General features: G+C 37.3%; 17 protein-coding genes and 1 pseudogene. 14 read left to right on the top strand and 4 right to left on the bottom strand.

Going from position 1 to position 15,553, the window contains the following annotated elements; all coding sequences use genetic code 11:
• The first annotated feature begins 16 nt into the window (after positions 1 to 16).
• Entirely contained in the window at positions 17 to 631 is a 615-nt protein-coding gene (locus BKO01S_RS08210) for a dienelactone hydrolase family protein (RefSeq protein ID WP_066051585.1), read from the top strand.
• A 14-nt stretch (positions 632 to 645) separates the two neighbouring features.
• On the opposite strand, the gene BKO01S_RS08215 is transcribed toward BKO01S_RS08210, so the two are convergent.
• Both BKO01S_RS08215 and BKO01S_RS08220 read right to left on the bottom strand, forming a co-directional pair.
• Positions 646 to 900, bottom strand: a complete 255-nt coding sequence (locus BKO01S_RS08215; protein WP_198158785.1) for a hypothetical protein — start codon at positions 898 to 900, stop codon at positions 646 to 648.
• 107 nt (positions 901 to 1,007) lie between these two features.
• Positions 1,008 to 2,429: a sigma-54 interaction domain-containing protein gene (locus tag BKO01S_RS08220; RefSeq protein WP_066051589.1), complete on the bottom strand. Its 1,422-nt coding sequence runs from the start codon at positions 2,427 to 2,429 to the stop codon at positions 1,008 to 1,010.
• A 213-nt stretch (positions 2,430 to 2,642) separates the two neighbouring features.
• Here BKO01S_RS08220 and pruA point away from each other — a divergent pair, with 213 nt between their 5' ends.
• The 12 genes and pseudogenes from pruA to BKO01S_RS08275 all read left to right on the top strand — a co-directional run bounded on the left by pruA (position 2,643) and on the right by BKO01S_RS08275 (position 13,963).
• Positions 2,643 to 4,187: an L-glutamate gamma-semialdehyde dehydrogenase gene (gene pruA / locus BKO01S_RS08225; protein ID WP_066051591.1), complete on the top strand. Its 1,545-nt coding sequence runs from the start codon at positions 2,643 to 2,645 to the stop codon at positions 4,185 to 4,187.
• Between the two features lie 17 nt (positions 4,188 to 4,204).
• Positions 4,205 to 5,410 (top strand): ornithine--oxo-acid transaminase, encoded by a 1,206-nt coding sequence (locus BKO01S_RS08230; protein WP_066051594.1) that lies wholly within the window; start codon positions 4,205 to 4,207, stop codon positions 5,408 to 5,410.
• A 46-nt stretch (positions 5,411 to 5,456) separates the two neighbouring features.
• Entirely contained in the window at positions 5,457 to 6,749 is a 1,293-nt protein-coding gene (locus tag BKO01S_RS08235) for a Glu/Leu/Phe/Val family dehydrogenase (protein WP_066051597.1), read from the top strand.
• Positions 6,750 to 6,829: 80 nt separating this feature from the next.
• Positions 6,830 to 7,087 (top strand): biotin/lipoyl attachment domain-containing protein, encoded by a 258-nt coding sequence (locus tag BKO01S_RS08240; RefSeq protein WP_066051600.1) that lies wholly within the window; start codon positions 6,830 to 6,832, stop codon positions 7,085 to 7,087.
• A gap of 190 nt (positions 7,088 to 7,277) precedes the next feature.
• Positions 7,278 to 8,702: an amino acid permease gene (locus BKO01S_RS08245; RefSeq protein ID WP_066051605.1), complete on the top strand. Its 1,425-nt coding sequence runs from the start codon at positions 7,278 to 7,280 to the stop codon at positions 8,700 to 8,702.
• 151 nt (positions 8,703 to 8,853) lie between these two features.
• The gene (locus tag BKO01S_RS08250) at positions 8,854 to 9,372 is read left to right on the top strand and encodes a GNAT family N-acetyltransferase (protein WP_066051610.1); all 519 of its coding nucleotides are present in this window, start codon (positions 8,854 to 8,856) and stop codon (positions 9,370 to 9,372) included.
• A 4-nt stretch (positions 9,373 to 9,376) separates the two neighbouring features.
• Complete coding sequence (locus BKO01S_RS08255; protein WP_066051614.1) at positions 9,377 to 9,871, top strand: cupin domain-containing protein; 495 nt, start codon at positions 9,377 to 9,379, stop codon at positions 9,869 to 9,871.
• Between the two features lie 51 nt (positions 9,872 to 9,922).
• Positions 9,923 to 9,994: pseudogene (locus BKO01S_RS25185) on the top strand (DUF3949 domain-containing protein); the annotation flags it as partial.
• A 148-nt stretch (positions 9,995 to 10,142) separates the two neighbouring features.
• The gene (locus BKO01S_RS08260) at positions 10,143 to 11,810 is read left to right on the top strand and encodes an ATP-binding protein (RefSeq protein WP_066051619.1); all 1,668 of its coding nucleotides are present in this window, start codon (positions 10,143 to 10,145) and stop codon (positions 11,808 to 11,810) included.
• 30 nt (positions 11,811 to 11,840) lie between these two features.
• A complete protein-coding gene (locus BKO01S_RS08265; protein ID WP_066051622.1) occupies positions 11,841 to 12,389 on the top strand; it encodes a DinB family protein in 549 nt (182 codons plus the stop codon).
• 75 nt (positions 12,390 to 12,464) lie between these two features.
• Positions 12,465 to 13,049 carry a CBO0543 family protein gene (locus BKO01S_RS08270; RefSeq protein WP_157077330.1) on the top strand — a complete coding sequence of 195 codons (585 nt, stop codon included), beginning with the start codon at positions 12,465 to 12,467 and terminating at the stop codon, positions 13,047 to 13,049.
• Between the two features lie 173 nt (positions 13,050 to 13,222).
• Positions 13,223 to 13,963 carry a TerC family protein gene (locus BKO01S_RS08275; protein WP_066051627.1) on the top strand — a complete coding sequence of 247 codons (741 nt, stop codon included), beginning with the start codon at positions 13,223 to 13,225 and terminating at the stop codon, positions 13,961 to 13,963.
• Positions 13,964 to 14,019: 56 nt separating this feature from the next.
• On the opposite strand, the gene BKO01S_RS08280 is transcribed toward BKO01S_RS08275, so the two are convergent.
• On the bottom strand, positions 14,020 to 14,325 hold the full coding sequence (locus tag BKO01S_RS08280; RefSeq protein WP_066051630.1) for a DUF5634 family protein: 306 nt from the start codon (positions 14,323 to 14,325) through the stop codon (positions 14,020 to 14,022).
• 17 nt (positions 14,326 to 14,342) lie between these two features.
• Here BKO01S_RS08280 and BKO01S_RS23865 point away from each other — a divergent pair, with 17 nt between their 5' ends.
• Entirely contained in the window at positions 14,343 to 14,840 is a 498-nt protein-coding gene (locus BKO01S_RS23865; protein ID WP_269748510.1) for a DUF3231 family protein, read from the top strand.
• 39 nt (positions 14,841 to 14,879) lie between these two features.
• Here the strand turns inward: BKO01S_RS23865 and BKO01S_RS08290 are convergent, their stop codons facing one another.
• Positions 14,880 to 15,449: a CBO0543 family protein gene (locus tag BKO01S_RS08290; RefSeq protein ID WP_066051636.1), complete on the bottom strand. Its 570-nt coding sequence runs from the start codon at positions 15,447 to 15,449 to the stop codon at positions 14,880 to 14,882.
• Positions 15,450 to 15,553 lie beyond the last annotated feature (104 nt).

The following is a 15,553-nucleotide window of genomic DNA, read 5'->3' on the forward strand; positions in this document are numbered from 1 at the left end:
CTGTAGGAGTGGTAAATTGAATAAGTCTGACAAACTCATTATTGTTATCCATGAAATATATGGAGTGAACCAACATATTAAGACATACTGTAACCATCTTGACAAATTAGGGTATGAGGTGTTTTTCCCAAATCTTTTAAAGAACAAACAACCTTTTCCATATGAACAAGAAGAAATGGCTTATCAGCATTTTATGAAAGAAATCGGTTTTTTTAAAGCAAGAGACAAGATCTTGAAAACGATAAAAGAGAGTAGGGGAAAATATAAGAATATTTATCTAGTGGGATTTAGCGTGGGAGCAACCATCGCATGGCTGTGTAGTGAAGTGGAAGGAATTGATGGGGTAGTTGGATATTACGGTTCGAGAATCAGAGATTACATTGAAATCGAACCTGCCTGTCCTGCCCTACTTCTTTTTTCGGAAAAAGAAGAAGGTTTTCATATAGATAATTTAATTCTTAAATTAATTGATAAAAAAGTGGAAGTACACAAATTTGAAGGAAAACACGGATTTAGTGATCCTTACTCTTTAAAGTACAATCAACATTCCGCTGAAGATGCGTTTCGTAGGGTAGTCGATTTTTTAGACAGTTTAGAACAGAGGGTCCGTTGCTACAGTGGAGAGAAATAATCTCTCCACTGTTTTTATTCTGAGAATGAGATCGGTGAACCTGTTGACGTGTGTTGATTCATCCATTCAAGGGAGACTTGGGATACCGTTTCCCATTCAGGGATTTCTGATTTATGCTGCTCAACCCAACTCATGCAGAATTGTGAGTCAATGCCGTTTTCTTCGCATTGTTGTAAAAAAGATTGGATACTGGATTCGGTACAATTCTCGAAAGAGCCGCAGGTATTTAGAAAGATCTTCTTCATTTTTATTTCATTTTCCTCAACCACTATAAATTCCTCCTATCAATATTAGTTAGCAACTTAAGTATTTCCAAGTGTTGATAAATTATTTCTAGAAAAAAAACGGAATCCTTTCTCAAGATTCCGGTGCACTATTAATTTGATTCAATATTTAATTTTTTCATTCGGTATTGTAGACTTTGACGGCTTAACCCTAAGAGGTTGGCTGACTTGGAAATATTAAAGTCATTTTTCTTTAGCACATGTTCAATATACGAGCGCTCAAACAGTTCCATTTGGTCCTTTAGCGGTACGGTTACTTCATTACTCTCTTTAATAAAATGATCCACAGTTGATAAAGGAATCATCATTTCTTTCATTTGCATCTTGCTTCGATATTGGTATGGTAAATGAGAGTATTGAATGACTTCTTCATCCAACATGATATTCATAGCCGCCTCTATTATATGTTCAAGTTCGCGAACATTACCAAGCCAATCATATTCCATGAATGACCTTGTCACTTCTTCAGATAGACCCTTCACATTCATTTGGAAACAGTTATTGTATTTTTCAATAAAATGCTTAACTAAGAGGGGGATATCTTCTTTTCGGTCCCTTAACGGAGGAACAAAGAGAGTTACCACTCCTAGACGATAGTATAAATCCTTTCGTAAATGATCATTAGCAATTGCATCAATTGGATCTTCGTTTATATTCGCAATGACTCTTACATCGACTGTTGTGTCCTTCGTATCACCCACACGACGAATCATTTTTTCTTGAAGAACTCGTAACAATTTAGCTTGAAGATTCAAATTTAGGGAGTTTATTTCATCAAGTAGTAAGGTACCGCCATTTGCTTGTTCAAAAAGGCCTAGAGTGTCAACGGCACCGGTAAACGCTCCTCGTTTTGTTCCAAACAACAGACTCTCAATTAAATTATCAGGTAAGGCAGCACAGTTTTGTGAAATAAAAGGAGCGGAAAATCGGTTACTCGCGTTATGTATGCTTTGGGCGAACAGTTCCTTCCCCGTTCCGGTTTCGCCAACAATTAAAACGTAGGAAGATGTCCGCGCGGCACGCTTTGCAAATTCAATCACTTCTTTTATGGCAGAACTATTGCCGATAATGTGATCAAAGGTAAACCGTGTCGACCCTTTACTGTTCATATTTCCCTTGATCAGGCGTTCTAGTTTCGTGACATCATTGGCAATTTCAACGGCCCCTTGAATGTCACCATCCTTATAAATAGGAAATGTATTGTTAATGGTTGTAATTTCTCGGCCTTTATTGTTGAAGTACGTTTGTTTTACATTGGTCGTCTCTTTGCCTTCTTGAAGGGCTTGTACTAGAGTACTAGATTGATCGTCTTTAAACATAAAAACATCTAGTAAATTTTTATCAATTACATCGTGTAAATCCATTGATTCCATTTGCATCATTTTCTTGTTATAGATAATCGTTTTACCAGTTTCATCTACTGCGTGAACGCCAACTTCTACCTCGTCCAAAATACGTTCATACAACTTATTTACATATTGAAGATAAGATAATGATTTCTTTGAATTCTCCATGAGTATTCTCCCCTAGACTTAGTTCTATTACCAACTATTTAATCAAAACAAACTTCAAAACGCAAAATATTTTTTGTTAATTGTGACAAAAAAACGAAAAAAGCGCAAAAAAATATTGCACCTAACATAAGTGAATCCTTTTTGTGTCGCAAAACTCAATGTTGGCACAAAACTTGCATCTAGCATATGGAAGAATCAAAAGGGGGAGAGAAAATGAAACCTTATACACATGAACCATTTACAAATTTTTCAATTGAAGAAAATAAACATGCTTTTCAAAAAGCACTAGCTAATGTTCAATCTCAACTAGGAAAAGAATACCCAGTAATCATTGGTAATGAAAGTATTACGACAGAGGAGAAGATCGTTTCAATCAACCCAGCGAATAAGGAAGAAATGATTGGTACGGTTTCCATGGCAAATCAAGAGCTAGCGGAGAAAGCAATGCAAGCTGCTTTGACTGCATTTGAAAGCTGGAAAAAGTGGAAACCTGAGCACCGAGCAAATATTTTATTCCGTGCTGCTGCAATGATGCGTCGCAGAAAACATGAATTTTCTAGTTATCTAGTAAAAGAAGCGGGAAAGCCGTGGAACGAAGCAGATGCAGACACAGCAGAAGCAATTGACTTTCTTGAGTATTACGGACGTCAAATGCTGAAATTAAAAAACGGGATGGACGTGCAAAGTCGAGAAGGAGAGTTCAATCAATTTCACTATATTCCACTCGGAGTAGGGGTAATTATATCACCTTTTAATTTCCCTCTAGCGATTATGGCAGGAACGACTGTTGCAGCAATCGTTGCGGGAAACACGGTTTTATTAAAACCGGCCAATTCAACTCCAGTTATTGCGGCTAAATTTGTAGAGTTAATGTATGAAGCAGGCTTGCCAAAAGGAGTGTTAAATTATGTCCCTGGTAGCGGCGCGCAAATTGGTGATTACCTAGTTGATCACCCAAAAACTCGCTTTGTATCCTTTACTGGTTCTCGAGAAGTAGGCTGCCGAATCAACGAACGTGCAGCCAAGGTTCACCCAGGACAAATTTGGATTAAACGTGTAATCGCTGAAATGGGAGGAAAAGACACAGTTGTCGTTGATAATGATGCAGATTTAGATCTTGCAGCTGCTTCAATTGTATACTCCGCATTTGGTTTTTCAGGACAAAAATGCTCGGCAGGATCACGAGCGGTCATACACCAGGACGTGTATGAGGAAGTGCTTGAAAAAGCTGTTGATTTAACGAAACAACTAACGGTAGGAAATCCAGAATTACAAGAAACCTACATGGGACCTGTCATTGACGAGAAAGCTTACAAAAAAATCATGGAGTACATCGAGATCGGGAAACAAGAGGGCATGTTAATGTCTGGTGGTGAAGGGGACAATTCAAAGGGCTTCTTCATTCAGCCAACCATTTTTGCCGACGTTGATGAAAAGTCTCGATTGATGCAGGAAGAAATTTTCGGACCGGTTCTAGCATTCTGTAAAGCTCGAGACTTTGACCATATGTTGGAGATTGCGAATAATACGGATTACGGATTAACTGGTGCACTTATTTCTAACAATCGTGAGCATATTGAAAGAGCTAGAGAAGAATTTCATGTTGGAAATCTTTACTTCAACCGTACATGTACAGGTGCCATCGTTGGTTATCAACCTTTTGGAGGCTTTAATATGTCAGGAACCGATTCAAAAGCTGGTGGACCTGACTATTTACTATTGCATATGCAAGCGAAAACAACATCTGAAACTCTATAAAACTAGGAGGTAACACAATGAATCATACAACTTCAAAAACTACTACGATTATTGAACAAACTCAAAAATTTGGAGCAAACAACTATCATCCGCTACCAATCGTTATTGAAAAGGCAGAGGGTGTATGGGTGGAAAATCCGGAAGGCGATCGTTATATGGATATGCTTAGTGCTTACTCAGCAGTGAATCAAGGTCATCGTCATCCAAAAATCATCCAAGCGCTGAAGGATCAGGCGGACAAAGTCACCTTAACGTCACGTGCCTTTCATAATGATCAGTTAGGACCTTGGTACGAAAAGATTTGTAAGCTGACCAAAAAAGATATGGCACTTCCAATGAACACAGGGGCAGAAGCGGTAGAAACAGCTCTGAAAGCAGCACGTCGCTGGGGATACGATGTGAAAGGGATTGCAGAGAATCGAGCAGAAATCATCGCTTGTACAGGCAACTTTCATGGAAGAACTCTTGGGGCAGTGTCATTATCATCAGATCCCGAGTACAAACGAGGCTTCGGACCACTTTTACCAGGGATTACGTTAATTCCTTATGGTGATTTAGAAGCTTTAAAGGAAGCAATCACGCCAAATACGGCTGCTTTCTTAATGGAACCGATCCAAGGAGAAGCCGGAATTCTTTTGCCACCGGAAGGATTTTTAAAGGCTGCTTCTGATTTATGTAAAGAACATAATGTATTGTTCATTGCGGACGAAATTCAGGTAGGTTTAGCACGTACTGGGAAAATGTTTGCATGCGATTGGGAGGAAGTAGAGCCAGATATCCTTATTCTTGGGAAAGCACTTGGCGGGGGAGTATTCCCAATCTCTTGTGTGGTCGCAAACTCTGATGTATTAGGAGTATTCAATCCAGGTTCACACGGATCTACATTCGGAGGAAATCCATTAGCTTGTGCGGTTTCGCTTGCTTCTCTTGAAGTGATTGAGGAAGAAAAACTAGAAGAACGTTCCCTAGAGTTAGGAGAATATTTCTTGAACCAACTAAAAACGATCACCAATCCGAAAATAAAAGAAATTAGAGGAAGAGGATTGTTTATCGGTTTGGAGCTTAATGAAGCAGCTAGACCATATTGTGAGCAACTAAAGGAAGCTGGTTTATTGTGTAAAGAAACGCATGAAACGGTCATTCGTTTTGCACCACCTTTAATTATAACGAAGGAAGAAATCGATTGGGCGCTTGAAAAAATTAAAAATGTGTTAGGTTCATAATAATCAATCGTTATCAATACTACTAAATCGACTGAGGGGTAGAAATATGCCTAATAATACTGTGGTAAATGCGATCGAAAAGGATCAACAAAAGGAACAAGAATCACTTAACTTGTTCCTTTCAACGCAAACGGTTATCCAAAAAGCCTTAAATAAACTAGGATATACACACGAAATGTACGAATTATTAAAAGATCCTATAAGGATGCTAACGGTTCGAATTCCAGTCCGTATGGATGATGGGACAGTTCAAATTTTTACAGGATATCGTTCACAGCACAATGATGCCGTGGGACCGACAAAAGGCGGCGTAAGATTCCATCCGGAAGTAGATGAGGAAGAGGTTAAGGCATTATCGATCTGGATGAGCTTAAAATGTGGGATCACGGATCTCCCTTATGGAGGCGGAAAAGGTGGAATCATATGTGATCCACGAAAAATGTCTTTCAGAGAACTCGAGAGATTAAGTCGAGGGTATGTTCGGGCAATCAGCCAAATTGTTGGACCAACAAAGGATATTCCAGCACCAGATGTCTATACAAATTCACAAATAATGGCGTGGATGATGGATGAGTATAGCCGATTGCGTGAGTTTGATTCTCCAGGGTTTATCACAGGAAAGCCAATCGTATTAGGTGGCTCTAAGGGCAGAGAAACGGCAACTGCCCGAGGAGTAACGATTTGCGTAGAAGAAGCTGTAAAGAAAAAAGGCATTGAATTACAAGGAGCAAGAGTCGTGATTCAGGGGTTTGGGAATGCGGGAAGCTATTTAGCTAAATTTATGCATGATGCGGGGGCAAAGGTTATTGCCGTTTCGGATGTTTACGGAGGGGTTTACGATGCGAATGGACTTGATATCGATTATCTCCTGGATCGACGCGATAGCTTTGGAACCTTTTCTAATATCTTTGAGAATACGATTAGTAATTCAGAATTATTGGAACTGGACTGTGATATTTTAGTACCGGCAGCCATTTCCAACCAAATCACAGCTCAAAATGCAGCCAATATTAAAGCGAAAATTGTGGTGGAGGCAGCTAATGGTCCGACCACCCTTGAGGCAACGACTATTTTAACTGAACGAGAAATTTTGTTAGTGCCCGATATCTTGGCAAGTGCCGGAGGAGTTACGGTTTCTTACTTTGAATGGGTGCAAAATAATCAGGGATATTATTGGTCAGAGGAAGAAGTCGATGAAAAGCTGTCGAAGGTAATGATTCATTCCTTCGAGAATATATATCAAACTGCTGCGCTCCATCGAGTGGATATGCGCTTAGCAGCGTATATGGTAGGTATTAAAAAGGTGGCAGAAGCGGCTAGATTCCGTGGTTGGGTATAAGCTGAGCAGCTGAACGAAGGTTACTGAACCTTAAAGAGTAGCCCTGTAAGTAAAAAGAGTGGTAAAAGGAGTGAGCTTAGTTGCTAGGTAAAGTATATGAATGTATTTATAGTCCTTGTTCCGGTAGGATAGATAAGGTTCTTACAGGGGAAAGTAACCATGTGTATGAATGGGAAAAATTATTCGTTATTAAAAAGAATAACGGTAGTACAGAAGAAATATCAGTGGGTATTAGTGGCCATATCACTTCTTTACATGTGAAGGAAGGCGAAGTTGTGAAACCTTTGACCGTACTAGCAACCATTCAGGATGACTTAATCATTACCGGATCCGATTAGAATAAAAAACTCTTTCCGATAAAACGGAAAGAGTTTTTTGCATCTCTTATGCAAAATTACAGTTCAAATGCCAAATTAGTTTGCACAGTATGTTCATAAAAAGTTCACAATTAAACCTTTTCAATGTGGCATGAAATTTGCATAACTAAAAATGTAAGCGCATACCCGCATGGGGAAAAGGGGGATAAAAATGAATATACCAGAAAATAACAATTCTCATGAACTAAAAAGAACAATGAAAACTCGACACTTATTCATGATCTCATTAGGAGGGGTAATAGGGTCAGGGTTGTTTCTAGGATCTGGCTATACGATTAGCGAAGCAGGACCTATGGGGGCGATCCTATCTTATCTAGTGGGTGGAGTTATTATGTTTTTAACGATGCTGTGCCTAGGTGAGTTATCTGTCGCCATGCCGGTATCAGGATCTTTTCAAACATATACGACCAAGTTTATTGGACCTGGAACGGGCTTTGCTCTTGGTTGGTTGTATTGGCTCGGGTGGTCTGTCACGGTAGCGTTAGAGTTCCTAGCAGCAGGGCAGTTAATGGAAAGGTGGTTCCCTGATGTTCCGGTTTGGATATGGAGTGGAATCTTTGCTGTTGTTTTGTTCTCGTTGAATGCATTATCCGCTAAAGCCTTTGCGGAAGCGGAATTCTGGTTTTCTAGTATAAAAATACTAGCCATTCTTCTTTTTATTGCTTTAGGTGGGGCAGCCTTGTTTGGTTTAATTGATCTAAAGGGTGGACAAGAGGCACCGTTTCTATCTAATTTTACCGCTCACGGCTTTCTACCGAATGGATTTTCTGCGTTAATTATTACGATGATTGCTGTAAACTTTTCCTTTCAAGGGACAGAACTAATTGGGATAGCTGCAGGAGAAAGTGAAAATCCAGAGAAAACGATTCCTAAATCTATAAAACAAACGGTTTGGAGAACTCTAGTATTCTTTGTTCTAGCGATCTTTGTGGTTGCCGGATTAATTCCGATGGAAAAAGCCGGAGTAATTGAGAGTCCATTTGTTGTTGTATTTGATAGTATCGGTATCCCATATGCTGCTGATATTATGAATTTTGTTATCCTTACAGCCTTGTTATCAGTTGGGAATTCAGGATTGTATGCCGCTACTCGTATGCTATATGCTATGTCAAAAGAAAAAATGGCAAGTCCCGTTTTAACAAAAGTGAACAAAAAGGGTGTACCCATGAATGCATTGATTTTAACAATGGGGATTTCTTTATTGTCACTGCTTTCAGGATTTTTTGCAGCAGAAACCGTATTTGTATGGCTTCTTTCCATTGCTGGACTTGGTGCACAAGTAGGGTGGATATCAATTACTGCTTCTCAAATTGCTTTCCGTAGGAAATATATTCGAGACGGTGGCAAGCTAGAGGATCTGAAATTTAAGACACCGTTTTTCCCGGTACTACCCATAATTGCACTAACATTAAATATTATTGTACTTGCTAGCTTAGCATTTGATTCCGAGCAAAGATTAGCCCTATATCTCGGTGTTCCGTTTGTCATAGCCTGCTACTTGATTTATCACTTTAAGATAAAAGCACATCACGAAAATATGGAAGAAACAAATTATCAAGAACGGAAAATTCTATAAAATAATAGGTTTATGAGCTTTGTGACCATTTTGGTTCAAAGCTCTCTTTGTTTTTAATAGAGTAATAATCAGATGGTTTCATATGGTAAAATTATTCAAAATAGAGTTATTGAGTTGATGTTATGCCCGTACGAGAGGATGAATTAATTACATGGTAATCTTATTAAGACCTACAGTAGAACTGAAAGACCGATACATAAATTTTTATGAAGAATGGAAGGAAAGTGGGGAAAAAATGGTACTTTGGGTTATTGCGAAGGAACCCACTAACTTTCAAGAAATGCTCCAGTCCATGATTGATACTGAGAAGGGTGAGAATCTTCCAGAAGGATGGGTACCGGATTCTACTTTTTGGTTAGTGGATGACAATAAAACGGTACTTGGTGCAGTAAACATTAGACATCAGCTTACTGATGATCTGTTTAATCGTGGAGGTCATATTGGGTATGGAATTCGTCCTTCTGAGAGGAAAAAGGGTTATGCCACACAGCTATTAGCGTTGTCATTAGAAAAAGCCAAGGAACTCGGGATACAAAAAGCACTTGTCGTCTGTGATGCATGGAATATCGCATCAGAAAAGGTCATCATAAATAATGGTGGAATAAGAGACAATGATTATGTGGAGGAAGACGGAAACATCATTCGACGATATTGGATAGAAGTGGAGTAAACATATGGAAAAGAAAACAGCTGATTATTGGATTAATCAATTAAATTTAGAACCACATGCAGAAGGAGGGTATTTTAAGCAGTCCTTCCGGTCAAGTGAAGAATTGTCAAATTATTCGAGAGTTCTTTATACGAGTATTTATTTTTTATTGCGAGAAGGGGAGGTTTCTCATTTTCATCGTTTGCAATCAGACGAGCTGTGGTATTTTCATGCCGGTCAGTCTCTTTCTGTTCACATTATCCATGAGAATGGTCAATATGAAGAGGTCCGCCTTGGGCTAAACATAGAGGAGGGGGAAGTTCCGCAAATAGCTGTTCCGAAGAATACGATCTTTGGTTCTTCTGTATTAGATGCAGGTGGTTTTGCTTTAGTAGGTTGTATGGTCTCCCCTGGATTTGAGTATCAAGATTTTGAACTATTTACACAAAAACAATTACTACAGAAATACCCGCAGCACGAAAAAATCATTAAAAAACTAGCATATGAGGTTTTACCCTAATTAAATTTTAAATAAAATAATTCATGAAACCTTTTTACTTAACTACACTTCAATGCCCAGGGGAATTTACTATTCATAGGGGCTAATCTATTGGCGAATTTGGTTTATAAATGGAAAAATTGAATAAGAAGATAATTTGGAGCTGCCGTAACTGGTAGTTTTTTTATGATTCTAACTAATAAAACTATTTGGTAGTTAACAATTTTCATAATATTAGAAATGATTTATGTTTTGCTATATACTTAACATATTACGTTTAGGTGAGGTATTTATGGAAAATAAAATTGTACCTTTAACGAATATGATAGACATTAAGGACCACGGTCACATTTTGTATACATACGATACGGTGAGTAATTATATTGAAAATGCTATTTCTTATATTGAAACAGGGATTGAACAAGGACATCACCTGATGATAATTGAGAGCAAAGATTTATATGAACAAATGAAGATTGGATTAAGCGGTAGATTAACGCGGGAAGAATTTGAATGCATCCACTTTATTGATAATTATGAGTTCTATCGACTATATGATGATTTTCATTGTGACTTAATTCTTAGTCATTTTTCAGATGTAATCCATAATCTTCTAGAAAAACATATTACCGTAAGAACGTGGGCGAATGTTTGCTGGAACGATGAAAAAGAAATCGAGGCAAAACTTGAGAACTTAGAAAAAACAGCAGATCAATGCATGCGCTATACCAACCTTATTTCTGTGTGCGCATATAACGGAAATAAAATATCTGCTTCTCTCCAAAACAGTCTGCTAAAATCCCATGAGTACTTTATGACGGATCATGAACTAGTAAAATCTTATTTATACAAAAATAGTTCAATTGCTATCCCTTCTTTAGCTATACAAGAAGAGCAAATCCATTTAGAAGAAAAATTAAACGCTTCAAAGCATCAATTACAATCCTTTATCTTTCATAATCTAGATCCGGTTGTCATTATTGATAAATGGGACAAAGTCATTACGGTAAATGAAGCCTATCAGACAACTTTTGGTTACATGTCAAATGAAGTGATAGGTAAAAATGCGAATGAACTTCCTTTTATTCCAGAGGATAGGAAATTTGAAGTGATACTTAATAGAAGCTTTGCCGTATTGGGGGAAAAGGTTAAAGGGTACGAAACGATAAGAAAAACCAAGGATGGCAAGGTGCTTCAAGTCCAGTTATCTTCTTTTCCGTTGTTAGATGAAAAAAATAAGGTTGATGGCTGGGCTGTAATCATAAGGGATATAACCGAAAGAAAGCAAGCGCAGGAGTTGTTAATAAAGTCAGAAAAATTATCGATCGCAGGGGAGTTGGCTGCTGGAATTGCTCATGAGATTCGCAATCCCATTACCTCCATCAAAGGATTTCTTCAGTTGATGCAATCAAGCAACTATGAAAAGAAAATTTATTATGACATTATGTCCTCAGAGATCGATCGTATTGAACAAATCCTTAGTGAACTTCTCATGTTAGCTAAACCCCAAGCGGTTCATTTTTCCCGTAAGGATATAACCGTACTTATTCGGGATGTGGTAACGCTTTTAGGACCTCAAGCAACATTAAATAATGTTCAAATTATTATGGATCTAAAAACAGAAGCAGCACAAGTTATGTGTGAAGAATATCAAATCAAACAAGTCTGTATCAATTTTATTAAAAATGCAATTGATGCCATGCCGGATGGTGGAACCTTAATTATACAACTGATTTCTACAATGGAGCAGGAATTAATCATTCGTTTTATAGATGAAGGAAACGGGATTCCAGACGAACTTATATCAAAATTAGGTCAACCGTTTTATACGACTAAGGAGAAAGGGACGGGTCTAGGTTTTATGGTAAGCAAAAGGATTGTGGAGAATCACCAAGGAAGCGTCTCTATCTCTAGTGAAGTAGGAAAAGGAACGAGCATTGAAGTGAAATTGCCTTATTGAATAGGAAGTAATAAAGAAAGGGGTAGAAAGATGAAACATTTATTAGAGACAACTGAGTATGCGCCTTACTATTCAACGTATGTAGATTTGGTTCCTGAAGGAAATATGATTGACATTTTAACTCAACAAATGGATGAGACATCAGTTATTCTTAAAGATGTAACAGATCAACAGGCGCATTTTCGTTATGGGGTAGGAAAGTGGAGTATAAAAGAAGTGATTGGACATATTGCGGATACAGAACGAATTATGGGATACAGGCTTTTATCTATTGCACGTGGCGAAACAGCCGAGCTTCCAGGGTATAATGATAATGAATATGTTGAAAATGCGATGTTTAATGAGCGCTCCCTAAAGGATTTACTCGAGAACTTAAAAGTAATTCGACAGTCAACGATACAGTTGATAAAAAGCCTACCAAAAGAAGCATACTTACGTAAAGGAAAGGCAAATGGTTCCGAGGTTACCGTTCGTGCATTAATTTTTATTATTGCAGGACATGAACTTCATCATCGAAATCTCATTAAGGTTCGGTATATGGGTTCGAGGGAGTTTCTGGAAAATATGGAAAAATACTAATTTAATGGTTCTTCGGATACATTGGTTCAATCTGGGTAACGATACAGTTATTATTGTATTTAAAGGATGATTCAATTGTCTAATGACCGCCTAAAGCAATTTGATAAAGCCGTACGTATGAGAGAGGAATCAACCGATTTATTTATACAAATTTGGAAGGAGTATCATTTATATACTACTTTGGAATATTGGATGATGGCTTCTGTTCTTGTTGTACCATTATTAATATTATTTTTCAAAATAGATAAAAGTAAAATCTTTTTAATTGGATTTTTTGGATACAGCTTTCATGTTGTTTTTGCATATATTGATTTGTTTGGAATGAATGCGGGTTACTGGCATTATCCTTTCCAATTAATTCCTACATTACCGAGCTTATCGATAGACGCCAGCTTCGTACCAGTTACGTTCATGCTCGTTTACCAATGGACGATAAATCACAAAAAGAACTATTATCTTTATGCGTTCTTAACATCAGGGGGATTTTCGTTTGTTTTTAAACCCCTACTTGTTGAACTTGGTTTGTTTAGAATGTATGAAAATAAGAATTATTTGCATTTATTAGTGGGGTACATTTTTGTTTCACTGATGGCAAAATTCATGACTAATGTATTTTTGTGGACTCAAAAAAAATACGAACATTCCAAAGTACAAAATTAATCTGCCTTTACAATAGTAAAGGTATTTTTGGTTTGGAGAAATGTGTAAAGGAAGGAATAATGTACCTTCATGTAGAATTAGTTAAACTTGTGTTTCTGCAAACACTAAAAGAAGAATAAAGGGAAATTCACTAAGAAATTATAGTGGAACTGTTAAATAGGGGGATTTAGTAAATGGATGTTTCATTATTGTTGCAATATGGTTGGGTTTTGTTGATTTTGATTGTTTTAGAAGGTTTATTATCGGCTGATAATGCCCTTGTTTTAGCGATAATGGCAAAGCACTTACCTGAGGATCAACAGAAAAAGGCAATCAATATTGGGTTGCTATTAGCATTTGTTTTTAGGATTGGGGCCATTTTTATCATTTCGTTCCTCTTTCACGTTTGGCAAGTGCAGGCCATCGGAGCAGCGTATTTAATCTATATTGCGTTAAAACACTTGTTCACAAAGCACGAACGTGAAAAGGATGCAAAAGGAAAAAGTTATCGTGCAACCGTCGCTCAAATTGCTCTAGCAGATATTGCATTCGCCGTGGATTCTATTTTGGCAGCCGTTGCGCTTGTCCTAGCTTTACCAGATACACCACTAGGAGATATTGGTGGAATGGATGCGGCTCAATTCATCGTAATTTTATTGGGAGCCATTGCAGGATTAATTGTTATCCGATTTGCAGCAGCGTTCTTTGTTAAGATCTTAACGGAACGTCCTAGTCTAGAACGTGCCGCCATGTTGTTAGTTGGTTGGGTAGGGATAAAACTTCTTATGCATACTCTGGCTCACCCATCCGTGCATATCATTTCACATGATTTTGTTGAAGGTCCTGTTTGGAATACGATTTTTTGGTCCGTCATGCTATTAATTGCTGTAGGCGGTTGGTTCATGTCTGGAAAACAAAAGGCTGTAGGCCACTAAATACAAAAGAAGAAAGGTGCATCAATCCTTACCGGATAATGCACCTTTCTCATTTCCTAATCCAATTGTTGAAAAACATCTTCTATGCTTTCATACCCCGTTTTGTCATCAGTGTTCGGCTCATCTGTTTCAATTGTCCATTCTTTACCGATAAGTGCAAGATGTCCGTTAGAATTGGTCTTATAGGTTTGATGAATGAAGTAGGTTCCACCATTCTGATTAATCGTATAGCCCATGTAATATTGGCCATTTGGACCTTGTTCTTCAAATAGACCAATATCTTCTAGGTTATATGTATCCATTAATGAATGAAAAGATTGTTGTAATTCGTTCATGATGTTCTCGCGTGTTACGTATTCCATTTAATCATCCCCTTATTGTGATTATAAAAATAAAATCTCTATCTGTAGTAATATTCTACAAACCTCAATATATTAGACAGAAATCTGAAGGAAAGACCAGGAATACTTATAAAATTAACATTTGTAAACTGCACAAACAAAAAGAAGTGAAGGACTATTTTATTAGAGGGAAACGAATGGCTCAAAAATATATCGACATATTCAGCGACCTTTTAAAAAAGGAAGATTTACCTGCACCGATGACTTGGGACACAGCTCTTACGGATTCAACAATCCCTGTTTTCTCCGAGAAACTAATGATGTTCCATGTGTCTGGTATGATTGCAGCTGGGATAGGTAATTATGGTGCTTCAATGTCTAGGAGTCCGAGAAGAGATTTAGGATTAAAATATGCTTCGCTAATTCCAGAAATTGCCCTATACGCGGAGGATGGAGCAAACATTATGATAAAACACGGGTGGCTAGAGGAACCACCTCAATCGGATAACCGTGAGAGACTAATAAAAGGGGAGTAAAAAGACCAAACGTACATACCATAGATTTGGTCTTTTGGCTTATTTACTACTTTTTTCAAAGTGTAAAAAAACATTTGTAATCCATTTGGATAATAAACCGCCGCTAATATACCAAAGAAATAAATGAAAGTAAGTAGTCCCCTTTGATAATTGAAATAATTCAAAATAACATAAAATCGGCTTAAATACAAATGCAAACAGTGAAGCTACAACTAACATGGAAATGTAATAATTCTTTTTTTTATTTAACGTCCATTGATAAACAAGCATGATTACTACAGGGATTAAAGACGTATCCAATCCCATATTTATTGGTAATAAGGGGATTATTTTATAAGGATACTTCCAGTGTCCAAATCTGGTTGAGTACCCATCAATATAAGTTGATATAATATGAGCGCTGTAGCCAAAAAAACCGATATGAAAAGCCTTTGACCGATCGAGTTTAAAATATAAAACAATTAATGGAATAATTAAAAATGCAATATTTAGCCAGAACTGCCATGTATCAATACTGGAATACTCTTTCCAATAATTAACCCAATCATGGGCTAATTCGCTAGATGTATCCTTCAGTTTTTGCAAATTTTTAAGTTGTTCGTGATTCATATGATCCCTCATTATATTTATATAATTTCCTTCCTCTAATAGTTTGTAAATAAATGTAAAATAAAATACAAAATAATAAATGATTTCTAAGAACAAGTATTTAT

The organism is Robertmurraya korlensis NBRC 107688, assembly GCF_001591645.1.
Lineage (GTDB): Bacteria > Bacillota > Bacilli > Bacillales > Cytobacillaceae > Robertmurraya_A.